The organism is Dyadobacter sp. CY261 (assembly GCF_021440085.1).
In the GTDB taxonomy this organism is placed as follows: Bacteria; Bacteroidota; Bacteroidia; order Cytophagales; family Spirosomataceae; genus Dyadobacter.
Map to the genome: position 1 here is coordinate 436,802 of NZ_JAKCPW010000004.1, position 14,105 is coordinate 450,906.

Here is a 14,105-nt window from a genome sequence, read left to right on the forward strand (position 1 = left end):
ATGAGAATCCTTTTTCTGGTTCAGGGAGAGGGCCGGGGGCATTTGACGCAAGCCATTTCGCTCGGCCAGATCCTGCGGGGTGCAGGACATAAAGTGGTGGGTGCAATGGTTGGGACTTCCCCGGGCCGGAATATTCCCTCGTTTTTCCAGGAACAAATATTCGCACCGGTACACCATTTCGCTGCCCCTAACATTATTTACAATGCACACGGTGGCGGTATGAATGTGGGCCGCACGATCGCTACCCACCTTGCTCATTTGCCTAAGTATCTTAAAAGTCTTCATAGCATTCACCAAACGGTTAAACAGATCAATCCCGACCTGATCGTAAGCTTTTATGATACTTTCGGCGGGCTTTATAACATGATCTACCGTTCAGGAATACCGATGGTGTGCATTGCGCACCAATACCTGCTGCTTCATCCTAAATTCATTTTTCCTGAAAACAGCGGCCTGAACCGGTTCCTGATGAATCTCAATTCCAAATCGACGTCATGGCTTTCGGCAAAACAGCTTGCATTATCGTTTCGTGAAATCCCTTCCGCGCCGAAATTGAATATCACCGTGGTGCCGCCATTACTTCGCAAAGAGGTGACGCGCCTGACGCCTCTCAAGGGCTCTTTCATACTGGTGTATATGACGCACCACAGTTTAAGCAAACAGGTAGTCGAATGGCATTTAAAACATCCGGAGGTGCAATTGCATTGCTTTTGGGATAATTCGGATGCTTCGGATGAATTCGTTTTTGATGAAACGCTGACATTCCACCAGATTAATAGCGAAAAATACCTGCGAATGCTGGCTACCTGCCGTGCATTGGTTACGACCGCAGGTTTTGAATCGGTCTGCGAGGCGATGTATTTGGGCAAGCCCGTGATGATGGTGCCGGTACCCAATCATTTCGAGCAGGAATGCAATGCAATCGACGGAGTTATCTCCGGCGCTGGCGTGATGTCCAAATCATTTGACCTCTCGGTGATCTTCGAATATTTGCCCAAACATATCGACCAATCCGAAAAATTCAGGGCATGGTATCAACGCGGGCAGGAGGTATTTGTGCGGGAAATCGCCGAATTTGAGAAGTCGATCAATGTCAGACGGAAAATGAAATCGGAAATCTGACATTTCCCGCCGGGCTATTCTTTCTCCTTCCTGAACACAAACTGTTCAGGGTTCTGATCGAATTTAAGGATGAGCTTATTCGATGTGACGTGGTAATTTCCCTTCCCACCCGTTGAATCGGAGGGAAACCACGCTTTCCGGCTCCATTCGGGCTCGCCGACTTTGCTTCCGCCGAAACTAACGATCCGGAATGTACAGCCCTGCCCTAGCACGTAGTTTCCGGTAACGGTATTTACGAACGTATGGCCGGTAATAGTCCCTTCCTTTGTGTCATCCGTGAAAGTGAAGACCACACTTTTTCCACTCACTTCCGGGTCTGTGTCAACGGCTCCGGTCGCGGTGTTCTGAAAATAGTCGAGGCGCCAAGTCCCACTCAATGACCCCATTTGAGAACAAGGGCCGAGGTCGCAGCAATCCCTGCCATTCTCGCAATCAAATGCGGTTAGTGCAATGAGTACAGCCAAAGCAAACAAAGATGTAATTCTTTTCATGGCATATATTTTAAAAACTGATTCCTAACCTCAAAGCGAGCCTGTTATAAACCCGATCTTCGAAACGTTCCTTCTGGTCCCATAATGGCACTTTCGTCACATGGGCTTCCTGCCTTTTATAAGTAAGCGATAAGGTGAATGCCGCCGCGCCCGGCTTACCAACCTTTATCCCAAGTCCCGGGTTGACCATTAACCCTCCTTTGGTATTGAAGCCATCGGAATCATCATGAAACCAGGTGAATGCATACCCGGCGTCTAGTGTTCCATATAGTTGCACATTTTTGCGGCCACAAAGGTCGTACCGCACACCTCCGGCAATTGGATTCACTAGTGCCGCCTTATACCAATCCATTCCCAAGGTCAAGCCCGCCGACAGACTGCGGTTTAGTTGGATTCCGTTAAATGTCTGCACCGTCAGGTTTGTTTTGCTGTCGACAATCTCCTCGTTTCCGACATAAGGGTTTTGATACTTTACCCGACCAAACAATCCACCAAACTCGGTGTGATTGACAAACTTTACGCGTCTCACCGTCTGTGCATTTACATTCACAGCCGCCAGAATAAGCATTAGTAATGCGATCTTTTTCATGTCAAATCGCTCTGCCAACCGGAATTTTGCTGAGTAATTTCAAATTTTTCGGATTCGAAGAGTCGTATTGGTAGAAACCGTCCTCTCCGATCAGCAGCAATGTCTTTCCAAGAGAAATCACGTCGTAGGCATGCATATCTTTGAAATGCGCCAACTGATGCTGGTCTACTGAAAATTTGTCGGCCACATCGAATACTTTCAAGCCGTGCTCGCCTTCGCAGAGGAAAAGCGTCGGAAAATCGACACTCAAACCATGCGGGTTTTCCATTTGGTAACTTTTAATAAGCTGCGGCGCTGCGGGATTACTTATATCAACAAGATCCAGCTGATTTTGCCCTCCTCCACACGCCGTGCCGGTGCGTAATGTAACATACGCCACATCCCCGCTCACCACCACGGGGTCACATGCGCGACCGTGCTGGAATGTGGAAAGTTGCTTAGGCTCTGCGGGATTAGTGTTGTCATAAATAAACATCCCCGTCGACGATCCGATAAACAACTTATTGTCATAAGGAAAGATCGTTTCGATACCCCAACCGAGATTAACCGTTGCAAAGTCGACCGGTTGCGCTGCTTTCGTGATATTGAAGAGGTGCAGCTGATTCTGTCCGACAGCATATAAAAAATTGCGATCCAACGCGAAGCGGGCCATGGACCCCGCCTGTCCGTTTGCACCGGAAGATGACTGCGGCGACGCAGCCGATGAATTGCTCAGAAACGCCCTGTCGGCAAATGCTACAATGCCACCCCACCACCAGGTAGGTGAAACATTCTCCTCGCAATTTACGGTAACTGTTTCCTCTACCCATTCAACATTCTGGTCGTTGATCGCTCCCACCGATTCATTGAGTGACCAGCCGCCACCATCGAAAAGCCCGGTCTTGAATACATTTTTTACTCGGCCTACTTCTTTTGGTGAGGTTGGGTCGGTAATATCAATCGAGACGAGGTCTGAAAAACTGTCGGCGTAAAGGATGTTATCGCGAACTGCGATATCGCCATTGCCTGGTATCTTGATAAAGGTTATAAACTTGGGACTGGCCGCATTTCCGTTATCGATAATGTGAATACCTTTTTTAATTTCATTCACAAACAGATATTTACCTTTCACATACATTTTCCCTGGCTGTTCGAGCGCGCGGGGCGATTCCGCTTTCACCATCGTCCGGAGCTCCATCAGGGAATGCGTTACCGTGCTAAAACGGCGCACAACGCGCGTCTCTTTGCATTGATCGTTACATGACCAACTAAGCCAGGCAACGACGCCTAATAGTAAAAGTTTAGGTTTCATACGGTTAGGTTTTAGAGGATAGTAAAAATCATATAATAACTTCGGCAAGTGCATGACACTGGTTTTGTATAGTTAGTTGGAACACAAAACAAAATCGTCCGAAAGCAAGGCCTTCGGACGATAACGCACCCCGAAAATACCGGCGGACCGGTATTTTTTATCTTTGATATTTTAATAGCCTCCCGGCCTTACTTCGATTCCGGATTCTTGATCCTTCCTACAAACAGAATTGTATTGGAAGTATTTTCACTAATGATCAGCGCAAATGGCTTGTCGCAAATGTACCTTGGCTCTTGCGGACCGGCAGAAGTAAGCCCGATCCCAATGGTCGTTACCGCCGCTGCTTCCGTTCCCTGTTCATCAATACCGAGATAGGCATCCTGCTTTACAAAATCGACGTACAGTTTTGCGGCTTTGTTAATTTTGCCCAGCTGCGCACCTTCATGAAATGCCCGCTGAATGCCCATTCCTTGCAAAGTCTCCTTCAACTGGCCCGAATAGTCGAGCGTGAATTTTGGCAAGCCAACGGTTACGCCCCGCGACGTCAACCCTGACGTCAATTGTGACCAACTCGTTCCTGATAACCCTTTCAAAACGTCATCAATCTTGTTCTCGCCTTTCGGGATCAGCAATGTCATATTGAACTGACCATTCGCGTAAGGAAGCTCGACCGCATCATAATTAGTCCCTGAGCCCACTTTAAAGTCCGACTTCGCATACATCATTTTGACATTTTTGCTCTGTCCGCTTTCAAGTTTGAACGGTGTATCCAAAGTTTTCTTCGGGTCAAACTGATACTTCCAGTTTCCTTTAAAATACAATGCATTCAAAAGAAACATCACGTGATTGGGTTCGATCTTTTCAAGCACTTTCTGGATCTTGCCGTTTGTCTTATCGCTTGCCCATTTGTTGATCCGATCTTTCGCCGTATTGTCAAATGGCAAACCTGTTACTTCGGATTCAAAAGCATCTTTTAAAACCGATTGGAAATCATTCTCCACTGCAAAATCATTCCGGTACCAAACTGAATTAGCTAATCCTAAACTAACCTTGGGATCGGCAACCGGTAAATCGTTTATTAATGTTTTGTATGCAGCATTCAATTCCGAAAGCGCCACATCATCCATTTTCAATGCCTTCTTAATTTCCTGAGCTGTTTCCTCTTCGGCTCCGTTCAAAAGCATTCCCAATGCCATATGAAGGCTTAGAGGCGAAACAAACAGATTTTCCTCAACGGATTGGGTCGTTTGCAGCGCATGAATAAAATCAAATGCAAATGAAGTCGTTCCATTTGAGACTGACTCCGGTATTTCAACCGGGTTAACCTCATGAGCACCAGGATTGACATTGTCGTTGGTACAGCCAAACAGCATTGTCGCTGCCAGCATCGGAACGGTGATTAATCTCTTTGAAATTTTCATGGCTAACAGATGCAAGAACTTTCTACTTCTCCACATTCAACCCACAAATCGATAGATTCAAATCAACCGGTAATGGTTGGAAACTTTTTAGGATTATCTCAAAAAGAATAGCGAACAGACCACGAAACACCGTACAAATAAGGGTGTGAATCCAGGCTTTGATTAGATTTGAAACCCGAAGAAACAGCCTTTTGGTACGAACCTGTAAGGTTAGCGCCCCAGTTCGAAGAAAGTTTATAATTCAATCTCAATCCGGTTGTAGCGGCCCAATTCATACCACGATAAATCTCATCGCTGGCGGTTGTCCTGATAATATCTCCTGATGCAGATTCCAATTCATTGGCCAAAAAGAAATTCGCCATGATTCCGCCCAATAGCGAGTAACTGAATTTCTTATCAGCATTTAATGTAAATCCAGCCTGAACGGGCAATTGTAAATACTGGTAATTATTGCTCACTTTCTTGGCTACATCAATATACAAGGCGCCGTTCGTGAAGTTGGCTGCCTTGTCGGCATTAGCCGCAGCGGGTAATCCTGCCAACGCATTTTCCAAGACGTTTGCAGCGGCGCTGTTGTAAGCATTCAAAACGTACCCTCCACCTTCATAAGCCGAATTTCCACGGAGATAACTGATACCCGTTTCAACAGACCAGTGTTTCGACAGCCGCACGCCGCCCTGTGTCTGCACCGCATAGGACGCCCGTGCTTCACTGGATCCGGTTACCGACCGTCTCTGACTGACCGATTGAGCCGAGAAAGCCATCGGCGCTTCTTTTAGCTGTACATCGGGGTTGAATGATGCCGGCATGACCCCTATTCCGGCATAATATTCTTTGGGTTTCGAAGCTTTTACAGGTTCCTCAATCCGTATCTCTGGACGGAAGAAAACGATACGCTTCTGTACATAAATATCCAGATCACTGTATGGCAAGGAAGCCAGAAGTTGTGCCGATATCGGTTGATTTTCATTCACAGCCGCCGCGGCATTACTATTGCCCGCAATTTTTGACGACGCAATACCTGATGTCAATGGATTTGAGATATTTGTTTCAACAGCCACCTCATTTATGCCATCTTTCGTCAATACATTTTGGGGAATATCAGCAGTCGCAAGGTTGGTAGTTTCCAAAACAGGCTCTTTGGCTTTACTGAATGAATTTAACGGCTTTTGAGCAGAAACAGTCGCATTGTATCTGGCAGCGATATCCACTTTGCCCGTGCCTGAAATCCCAATTTTTGAATTCTCCAAGTTCGGCTCACCTGCTTTGGCGGGTTCGATTTTACTCTGAGGCGCAGATGCTAACTGATCGACATTTTGGTCTTCGTTCACCTTAGATCTTTCCGTTATCAATTCCTGACCCTCAGAGGATGATTTCTGAACCGGCTTCGTATTGGCAGCTACTTGTACCTTCTCATCTTTTACACCAGAATACCACAAACCGCCGCCAACAAGCAATAATGCGGCAATGGATGCTGCGGCATACCACATTTTCGGCGATTGCCACCACAGCGGAACCACTTTTTCCTGTCCCTTATCAAGATGCGCTTCTATGCTCGCCCACACAGCTGGTGGGGGAGTTTCAGAAGCCTCCTGCAAGGCCCTTCTCCACTGATCTTCAAAACCGTTTATGTTGGACGGATCCATCATCAAATCTTTTTTCTTTGTTCAATTTTTGTTGAAGCAACATCCTCGCCCGCGAGTACTGCGACTTGGAAGTTCCTTCGGAGATACCCAACATCTGGGCGATCTCATTGTGCTGATAACCCTCAATCGCGTAGAGATTGAAGATTGTCTGGCAACCCGGTGGAAGTTCTTGTATCATTCCCAGCAATTGCTGCATTTGGAAATTGCCCAGCGTAAACTCCCGATCGGCCACACCATTATGGTGTATATCTATGTCATCCAGCTCTTTCAGGTATTTCTGCTGCCGCAAATGGTTCAATGCGGTATTAACTACCACCGACCTGAGCCAGTATTCCAGCGGGCTGTCATTCCTGAATGAATCTATATTTTCGTAAATTTTGATGAAGGCGTCCTGCAACACATCCTCCGCGTCCGCGCGGTTTTTTGTGTACCGCATGCAAATAGCGAACAACTTGCCCCCAAAAACATCGTATAGCTGTTTCTGGGCGACCCGGTTGCGCTGCTTGCAGCCTTTCACCAATTCCTGTTCGTTAAACGTCATCCGAAGGTTAGGGGTGCTTCGTTCGGTTTGTAAATAAATTCAGCACCTCTACCCATATGATAGACGATTACTGTTGCGTTATGATCCGGCTTTCTATTTTCAAGCCGTCGTAAGAAGCATGACATACTCATTATCAAAATGGTTGGAACACTTTGAAAAACTATTGCCAATTGTTGGCTACTTTAAGCCAAGGAACTAATCCGAAGCTCATATCCTTTAATGAATACAACCTAAAATCTATCGTCCATGAGCCAATATATGGTTGAAATCCAGCTTCCGGCTGTCATGTCGGAAGATTTTACAGCGAAAATACCTGCTCAGAGAAAAAAGATTAATGAACTGATGGAGCAGGGAAGGCTGATGTCCTATGCTTTGTCTGATGATTACTCCAGACTCTGGTGCGTGGTAAGAGCGGAAAGTGAATTTGAAGTAATGTCTCTCGTTTCAGAATTTCCGCTAATCGACTATATGGATCCCAAAATAACCAAACTGATGTTTAACAATGTGGTCGCACTCCGGTTGCCCATGTTTTCTTTAAACTGACACTATTTAAAGACATTTGCTAAGCCCCTCTCTAAAAGGAAGGGGCTTTTCTATTTATCGTAGATCAGAGTTTTCGAGTGATCAGGGCTGCAATTCTCTGCAAATGTTCCTGATCCGTTTTATTGAAATCGTCTAGCTGATCACTGTCTACGTCCAGCACCATCGCTACCGTTCCATTCCTGTGAAATACAGGCACCACGATTTCCGATTGGGAAGCCGAACTGCACGCGATATGACCAGGAAACCGATCGACGTCCGGAACAATAATAGTCTCAGCACGTGAGTAGCTCGCGCCGCATACGCCTTTATGGAACGGTATACGTGTACACGCAATAGGTCCCTGGAACGGCCCCAACACCAGCTGTCCTTCTTTTACCAGGTAAAATCCTATCCAAAAAAAACCAAAAGCTTCCTTTAAAACCGCTGTTATATTCGCGAGGTTAGCAGTAAGATCACTTTCGTCAGCTATCAAAGCCTCTATTTGAGGAAAAAGTGTTTCGTAAACTTCCGCTCTATTTGTACCTGTTGGTATATATAATGTTTCCGCCATAATTGAAATACATATCAATTCTCAGGTAACACAGATGCCATTTGAATAGTTACAGATCCCTGTTAAAATGCGCTCAATTTGAGCAGTTAAACAGCGCCGTCTGCTATATTTGGAATTCATTAAAGTTACAGGCAAACCTCCCTAATGAGTCAAAGACATATTTTATTAATGGACGGTCCTGATCACAAGGGTTTGATCTACCATGTTACCCGTATTCTTTTTGCCCATAATCAGAATATCATCAGCAACGACGAATATGTAAGCCCCTCACGCTATTTCTTCATGCGAACGGAATTTGAGGGAGATGCTGATATTACTGAGTTGCTGAATGCCTTACAATCAGAGCTACCGGCGGGACTAAACCTCCGCATTAACCCGAAAAAGAACAAAGATATCGTCCTGATGGTTACGAGGGAGCATCACTGTTTGGGCGAATTGCTTATCAGATATGCTTTCAACGAGCTGGATGCTACTATTTTGGCGGTTGTCAGCAACTATAATTCGTTGCAACCGCTTGTAGGCAAATTCGGGATACCTTTTCATTATATATCCCATGAGAACAAAACCCGCGAAGAGCATGAGGAGGCGATTCTGAGAACGCTCGATATTTATCGACCCGACTACGTTGTGCTAGCTAAATATATGCGCATTATCACGCCACAATTTGTCGACCGTTTCCCGAATCGGATCGTCAATATCCATCATTCATTTTTACCGGCATTCATCGGGGCAAACCCATATCGGCAGGCTTATGAACGCGGCGTGAAAATTATTGGAGCAACCGCGCATTTTGTTAACAACGACCTGGATGAAGGCCCGATCATCGCGCAGGATGTAAAGGAAGTAGATCACAAACTGACCGCTTCGGATATGGCTACTTTGGGAAAAGACACAGAAAAGGCGGTGCTTTCAAAAGCATTGAAGCTAGTTTTCAACGACCGTGTTTTCATCCATCATAACCGCACCATTATCCTGTAAAACAAAGAAAAAGCCCTTAGTCAGAATCACCGAGGGCTTTTTGCAATCTGATGGATGTTATTGAATGTGTAATCTTACAAAAAATTCTTTAAAACATCAAATTCAGATTCAAGCTGTTAACTATTTCTAAGGATATTCTAATTAAACTGTCTCTGCTGTACGCACCAACTCAACCAGATCTCCATCGTTCACTTCTTTTTTGACATCAGCTACTTCCAGGAACCTTGTGTAGAGTTCATCCAGGACAGGTTTCTCAAAACTAAAGCCCAGTAATTCCAAACGATGCTTCAATGCATGGCGTCCACTGCGGGCAGTCAGTACAATGTCTGATTTATCAACGCCCACATCATGCGGGTTCATAATTTCGTAGTTCAGATTATTTTTCAAGAATCCGTCCTGATGGATACCCGATGAATGCGCGAATGCATTACGACCAACAATTGCCTTGTTAGCCTGTACGGGCATACGCATCATTTTGGAAACCAGCTGGCTGGTTGGATAGATGTGCTGTGTGTTAATACCCGTTTCCAGACCCAACTCCTGATGCACTTTCAAAGCCATTACCACCTCTTCCAACGAAGTATTACCTGCACGTTCGCCGATCCCGTTGATGGTCACCTCTACCTGACGTGCCCCCGCGTTGATACCTGCAATGGAGTTTGCCGTTGCCAGGCCAAGGTCATTATGGCAGTGAATCGAAATGGTCGCTTTATGAATGTTCGAGACGTGTTCGAAAATGTATTTGATCTTGTTGCCGTATTCGTCCGGTAAGCAGTAACCCGTCGTATCCGGGATGTTTACAACCGTTGCGCCAGCGCCAATCACCGCTTCCACCAATTGGGAAAGGAACATGAGGTCGGCACGGCCTGCATCTTCGCAGTAAAATTCTACGTCTTCTACTTTCGTTTTAGCATATTTCGTAGCCGCGATAGCTCTTTCAATAATTTTCTCACGGGTGGTATTGAACTTATGCTGGATATGAATATCGGAAGAACCAATGCCGGTGTGGATACGTGCCCGCTGTGCATACTGTAATGCTTCGGCAGCAGCGTCGATATCACCCTGCACGGCACGCGAAAGCGCGCAGATAATGGGCTCACGCACTGCTTTGGAAATTTCTACCACTGAACGAAAATCCCCGGGACTTGAAACCGGGAAACCGGCTTCGATAATGTCTACCCCCAGCTTTTCGAGTTGTGTGGCAACAACAATCTTTTCTTCTGTGGTCAATTGGCTGCCCGGCACTTGCTCGCCGTCTCGTAAAGTAGTGTCGAAGATCTGAACTCGATTACTCATTGGTGGGTATTAATTTTTTTATGGGACACGAATTTAACAATATTTCAAGCAATATAAAACCCTTTCCGTGTCAGGGAAAGGGTTTGAGAACTTGTCAAAACATAACCCTTCCCGGTTTCACGGTATTCTTTGAAGGAGAATAAAGAGGTTATTTTGCTGGCTCATCCGATGCTGCGAAATTTCGCTGGCCGCGAGTTTCTTCTGCAAAGAAAGCACAAGTTTTGATTGCAACAAATATTGTTTGGCAAAACTTTGATATTTTTCAAATTCTTTTCAAAAGCTCTGCACCAGCGGCTTCCGTGTTCAAAACCTTGTCCGCCGGGGTCGACGCGTCGGCAATGTCCTTCGTTCTGAAACCATCTTTCAGCAATTGGTCAACGGCCGAAATAATCGCATCCGATTCTTCTTTCAGACCAAATGAAATGTCGAGTAGTAACGCTGCGGAGAGTACCGATGCGAGGGGATTTGCAATGCCTTTGCCGGTAATATCATGCGCCGAGCCGTGGATCGGTTCGTAGACCCCCGTACTGTCACCCACAGACGCAGATGCGAGCATTCCCATCGATCCCGCGATTTGGCTCGCCTCGTCGGTAAGGATGTCTCCAAACAAGTTAGCGGTTACCACCACGTCGAAACGGCGGGGATCTTTGATAAGCATCATGGCAGCCGAATCTACAAACTGGTGCTCAACGGTAACATCAGGATATTCAGGAGCCAATGCCTGGATCACCTCGCGCCACAAACGGCTCGTTTCCAGAACATTCGCCTTGTCCACAGAACAGAGACGTTTCCCGCGTGTACGGGCAGCTTCGAATGCCTTGCGGCCAATGCGCTCGACTTCGTAACGGCTGTATTCTGCAATGTCGTAAGCCGTGTCATTATCATTTTTACGGCCTTTTTCTCCAAAGTAAATGTCGCCTGTCAGTTCACGGAAAAATAGAATATCCGAACCTTTCAGAATTTCCGGACGGATGGAAGATGCGCCAAGCAGCTCGTCGAACAACTTGATCGGGCGAAGATTAGCATATAAACCAAGCTCCTTGCGCATTTTCAGCAAACCTTGCTCGGGGCGTACTTTCGCGGTTGGATCATTGTCATATTTCGGGTGACCGACTGCTCCGAACAGGATAGCATCTGCAGCGCGCATTTTTTCAAGTGTCTCGTCGGGAAGGGGATTCCCTGTCGCTTCGATGGCAACGTGGCCCATCAGCGCTTCGTCATAAGTAAATTCGTGACCGAATTTCTCAGCAATTTTAACCAATACTGCCTTTCCTACCTCTGTAACTTCTTGTCCGATTCCGTCGCCCGGAACGATAAGGATATGCTTTTTCATTAAGTGGTTTAATTGATAATCAATAAATTGAAAAAATGGAACACAATGGTTTACGACAATGCATCCGCTAATGGTTCGGGTGTGATCCTGTTTTCCGGAACGCCAATGAGGTTCAGCATTTTCTGCGTAGCCATGATCGCCGAAAACGTCTGATCCGAATCTAGGCCACGTGTCTTAACTTCCTTTCCGTGGATTTCCCAGGTAATGATCGTCTCACACAATGCGTCCGTTCTACCACCCGGTGGAATTCGCACGGTGTAGTCGGTTAGCATAGGCAAGCTGATGCATTTCTTTAAATAGATCTTCTTCAAAGCATTCATAAATGCATCGTACTGGCCATCGCCCTGCGCATTTTCCTCGAAAACCTCCTCGCCAAAACGAATCTGCAATGTGGCGGAAGGTTTCAGGTTTTTGGAATGGGTTAGCACATAATTGGTGATCACGACCTTCTCTTCGATCGCATCACTGTCGAGAATATCGGAAATAATGTAGGGAAGATCCTCCGGGGTAACCGCTTCCTTCCGGTCGCCAAGCTCGATGATCCGCTGTGTGACCTTTTTAAGATCACCGTCGGAAAGCGTAATGCCCAGGTCGCGCAGGTTGTTTTCGATGTTGGCTTTACCGGAGGTTTTACCCAATGCATACAAACGCTGACGACCGAAGCGCTCGGGCATCAATTTGCTGAAATACAGGTTGTTTTTCTTATCTCCATCGGCGTGAATACCGGCAGTTTGTGTAAAAACGCTCTCTCCGACAATCGGCTTATTAGCCGGAATGCGAATACCGGAGAACGTCTCCACCAGCTTGCTGATCGAGTAAAGCGACCTTTCATTCACTGAAGTCGTGCATTCGGGCATGAGATCGTTCAAAACTGCGATCGTACTTGCAAGGGGTGCGTTACCTGTGCGCTCACCCATGCCATTGACGGTCAGGTGCAGGCCATGCGCGCCGGCACGAAGCGCTTCCATCACATTCGCTACGCTTAAATCGTAATCGTTATGTGCGTGAAATTCAAAATGGTGACCGGGATACCGGTCCACAATTTCCTTCACGAATGCGTATGACTCGAAAGGCGTCAAAATACCCAGCGTGTCAGGCAGCAAAATACGTTTGACGGGCATTGTAGTAAGGAAATCGAGCGATTGAAACACATACTCGCGGGAGCTGCGCATTCCATTGCTCCAATCTTCAAGGTACACATTGCATTCGATGCCCTTCGCTTCCGCCAGTTCAATTACATTCCGAATGTCTTCAAAATGCTCTTGTGGGGATTTTTTGAGCTGGTGGGTCAAATGGTTCAGCGACCCTTTTGTAAGAAGGTTCATTACTTTTGCCCCGGCCTGCACCATCCAGTTAATGGACGCGTCGCCGTCTACAAAAGTGAGAACTTCAATTTTATCCAGAAAACCATTGTTTTTCGCCCAGTCGGTGATCTTCTTAACTGCCTGAAATTCACCTTCCGACACACGTGCCGAAGCTACTTCAATGCGGTCGACCTTCACTTCCTGTAAAAGGATCTGGGCAATGGTTAATTTTTCTGATGCAGAAAACGACACCCCGCTGGTTTGTTCACCATCGCGGAGTGTCGTATCCATTATTTCAATATAGCGGCTGTTCATAGGCGTTCAACCGTCGGTGCTCTGGCGGTCGGCGGTCAGAAACTCGGTTTCGACAGCCGACTGCCGATGACCGACAGCATATTAATAGATCCTTTCTGCTTCAAACTCCTTAATCTCTCCTTTCATGGCTTGCAGATAATCGATGTCGTCGAAGCCATTCATCAGGTTATGTTTTTTATAACCGTTGATGTCAAAAGATTCATTTTCTCCGGTTGCGAGAATGGTAATGGTCTGCGCGGCCAGATCCACTTCGAGTTCCGCTTTCGGGTCCGCTTCAATAGCCTGGAAGATCTTGTCCAGGAACTCATCGCTCACCTGAACTGGCAGGATGCCGATATTCAATGAGTTACCTTTAAAAATATCCGCAAAGAAGCTGGAAACGACGCAACGGAAACCGTAGTCGTAAATCGCCCAGGCAGCATGTTCGCGGCTGGAACCGCTCCCGAAGTTGCGGCCCCCTACCAGAATTTTTCCGGAGTAAATCGGATTGTTCAAAACGAAATCCTGCTTCGGGGTATCGTCGCCGTTATAGCGCCAGTCGCGGAAGAGGTTGTCGCCAAAGCCCTCCCGCTTGGTCGCTTTCAGGAAGCGAGCGGGGATAATTTGGTCAGTATCAACGTTTTCAATCGGCAAAGGCACTGCCGAGCTTTTCAGTATGGTGAATTTATCGTAAGCCATGGTGTTG

General features: G+C 46.6%; 14 protein-coding genes. 3 read left to right on the forward strand and 11 right to left on the reverse strand.

The genetic code is table 11. From position 1 onward, the window contains the following. A complete protein-coding gene (locus LZD49_RS14490) occupies window positions 1-1,122 on the forward strand; it encodes a glycosyltransferase family protein (RefSeq protein ID WP_234668282.1) in 1,122 nt (373 codons plus the stop codon). Window positions 1,123-1,136: 14 nt separating this feature from the next. Here the strand turns inward: LZD49_RS14490 and LZD49_RS14495 are convergent, their stop codons facing one another. From LZD49_RS14495 to LZD49_RS14520, 6 genes are all read right to left on the reverse strand, one after another. Then, entirely contained in the window at window positions 1,137-1,613 is a 477-nt protein-coding gene (locus tag LZD49_RS14495; RefSeq protein ID WP_234668283.1) for a hypothetical protein, read from the reverse strand. Between the two features lie 10 nt (window positions 1,614-1,623). Beyond that, on the reverse strand, window positions 1,624-2,202 hold the full coding sequence (locus LZD49_RS14500) for a hypothetical protein (protein ID WP_234668284.1): 579 nt from the start codon (window positions 2,200-2,202) through the stop codon (window positions 1,624-1,626). Window position 2,203: 1 nt separating this feature from the next. Beyond that, a complete protein-coding gene (locus tag LZD49_RS14505) occupies window positions 2,204-3,493 on the reverse strand; it encodes an LVIVD repeat-containing protein (RefSeq protein WP_234668285.1) in 1,290 nt (429 codons plus the stop codon). A 188-nt stretch (window positions 3,494-3,681) separates the two neighbouring features. After that, the gene (locus LZD49_RS14510; RefSeq protein WP_234668286.1) at window positions 3,682-4,914 is read right to left on the reverse strand and encodes a serpin family protein; all 1,233 of its coding nucleotides are present in this window, start codon (window positions 4,912-4,914) and stop codon (window positions 3,682-3,684) included. A gap of 98 nt (window positions 4,915-5,012) precedes the next feature. Beyond that, complete coding sequence (locus LZD49_RS14515; protein WP_234668287.1) at window positions 5,013-6,563, reverse strand: outer membrane beta-barrel protein; 1,551 nt, start codon at window positions 6,561-6,563, stop codon at window positions 5,013-5,015. Next, window positions 6,532-7,101 (reverse strand): RNA polymerase sigma factor, encoded by a 570-nt coding sequence (locus LZD49_RS14520; protein ID WP_234668288.1) that lies wholly within the window; start codon window positions 7,099-7,101, stop codon window positions 6,532-6,534. The genes LZD49_RS14515 and LZD49_RS14520 overlap by 32 nt, the downstream gene beginning before the upstream one ends. Before the next feature lie 246 nt (window positions 7,102-7,347). Here LZD49_RS14520 and LZD49_RS14525 point away from each other — a divergent pair, with 246 nt between their 5' ends. Then, window positions 7,348-7,644 carry a muconolactone Delta-isomerase family protein gene (locus LZD49_RS14525; RefSeq protein WP_015813116.1) on the forward strand — a complete coding sequence of 99 codons (297 nt, stop codon included), beginning with the start codon at window positions 7,348-7,350 and terminating at the stop codon, window positions 7,642-7,644. A 64-nt stretch (window positions 7,645-7,708) separates the two neighbouring features. On the opposite strand, the gene LZD49_RS14530 is transcribed toward LZD49_RS14525, so the two are convergent. After that, window positions 7,709-8,194 (reverse strand): GAF domain-containing protein, encoded by a 486-nt coding sequence (locus LZD49_RS14530; RefSeq protein ID WP_234668289.1) that lies wholly within the window; start codon window positions 8,192-8,194, stop codon window positions 7,709-7,711. A 144-nt stretch (window positions 8,195-8,338) separates the two neighbouring features. Here LZD49_RS14530 and purU point away from each other — a divergent pair, with 144 nt between their 5' ends. Continuing rightward, the gene (gene purU, locus LZD49_RS14535) at window positions 8,339-9,172 is read left to right on the forward strand and encodes a formyltetrahydrofolate deformylase (RefSeq protein WP_255721016.1); all 834 of its coding nucleotides are present in this window, start codon (window positions 8,339-8,341) and stop codon (window positions 9,170-9,172) included. Between the two features lie 141 nt (window positions 9,173-9,313). Here purU and LZD49_RS14540 read toward each other — a convergent pair whose 3' ends face one another. The 4 genes from LZD49_RS14540 to leuD all read right to left on the reverse strand — a co-directional run bounded on the left by LZD49_RS14540 (window position 9,314) and on the right by leuD (window position 14,098). Continuing rightward, complete coding sequence (locus tag LZD49_RS14540; RefSeq protein ID WP_234668290.1) at window positions 9,314-10,468, reverse strand: 2-isopropylmalate synthase; 1,155 nt, start codon at window positions 10,466-10,468, stop codon at window positions 9,314-9,316. A gap of 262 nt (window positions 10,469-10,730) precedes the next feature. Then, entirely contained in the window at window positions 10,731-11,801 is a 1,071-nt protein-coding gene (gene leuB, locus LZD49_RS14545) for a 3-isopropylmalate dehydrogenase (protein ID WP_234668291.1), read from the reverse strand. A 50-nt stretch (window positions 11,802-11,851) separates the two neighbouring features. Then, window positions 11,852-13,420 (reverse strand): alpha-isopropylmalate synthase regulatory domain-containing protein, encoded by a 1,569-nt coding sequence (locus LZD49_RS14550; RefSeq protein ID WP_234668292.1) that lies wholly within the window; start codon window positions 13,418-13,420, stop codon window positions 11,852-11,854. 81 nt (window positions 13,421-13,501) lie between these two features. Next, a complete protein-coding gene (gene leuD / locus LZD49_RS14555) occupies window positions 13,502-14,098 on the reverse strand; it encodes a 3-isopropylmalate dehydratase small subunit (RefSeq protein ID WP_234668293.1) in 597 nt (198 codons plus the stop codon). Between the last annotated feature and the right edge of the window lie 7 nt (window positions 14,099-14,105).

What these genes read in the sequence shown, in the direction of transcription:
- LZD49_RS14490 (WP_234668282.1), top strand. Translation starts at nt 1, where the DNA reads ATGAGAATCCTTTTTCTGGTTCAGGGAGAGGGCCGGGGGCATTTGACG.
- LZD49_RS14495 (WP_234668283.1), bottom strand. Translation starts at nt 1,613, where the DNA reads ATGAAAAGAATTACATCTTTGTTTGCTTTGGCTGTACTCATTGCACTA.
- LZD49_RS14500 (WP_234668284.1), bottom strand. Translation starts at nt 2,202, where the DNA reads ATGAAAAAGATCGCATTACTAATGCTTATTCTGGCGGCTGTGAATGTA.
- LZD49_RS14505 (WP_234668285.1), bottom strand. Translation starts at nt 3,493, where the DNA reads ATGAAACCTAAACTTTTACTATTAGGCGTCGTTGCCTGGCTTAGTTGG.
- LZD49_RS14510 (WP_234668286.1), bottom strand. Translation starts at nt 4,914, where the DNA reads ATGAAAATTTCAAAGAGATTAATCACCGTTCCGATGCTGGCAGCGACA.
- LZD49_RS14515 (WP_234668287.1), bottom strand. Translation starts at nt 6,563, where the DNA reads ATGATGGATCCGTCCAACATAAACGGTTTTGAAGATCAGTGGAGAAGG.
- LZD49_RS14520 (WP_234668288.1), bottom strand. Translation starts at nt 7,101, where the DNA reads ATGACGTTTAACGAACAGGAATTGGTGAAAGGCTGCAAGCAGCGCAAC.
- LZD49_RS14525 (WP_015813116.1), top strand. Translation starts at nt 7,348, where the DNA reads ATGAGCCAATATATGGTTGAAATCCAGCTTCCGGCTGTCATGTCGGAA.
- LZD49_RS14530 (WP_234668289.1), bottom strand. Translation starts at nt 8,194, where the DNA reads ATGGCGGAAACATTATATATACCAACAGGTACAAATAGAGCGGAAGTT.
- purU (WP_255721016.1), top strand. Translation starts at nt 8,339, where the DNA reads ATGAGTCAAAGACATATTTTATTAATGGACGGTCCTGATCACAAGGGT.
- LZD49_RS14540 (WP_234668290.1), bottom strand. Translation starts at nt 10,468, where the DNA reads ATGAGTAATCGAGTTCAGATCTTCGACACTACTTTACGAGACGGCGAG.
- leuB (WP_234668291.1), bottom strand. Translation starts at nt 11,801, where the DNA reads ATGAAAAAGCATATCCTTATCGTTCCGGGCGACGGAATCGGACAAGAA.
- LZD49_RS14550 (WP_234668292.1), bottom strand. Translation starts at nt 13,420, where the DNA reads ATGAACAGCCGCTATATTGAAATAATGGATACGACACTCCGCGATGGT.
- leuD (WP_234668293.1), bottom strand. Translation starts at nt 14,098, where the DNA reads ATGGCTTACGATAAATTCACCATACTGAAAAGCTCGGCAGTGCCTTTG.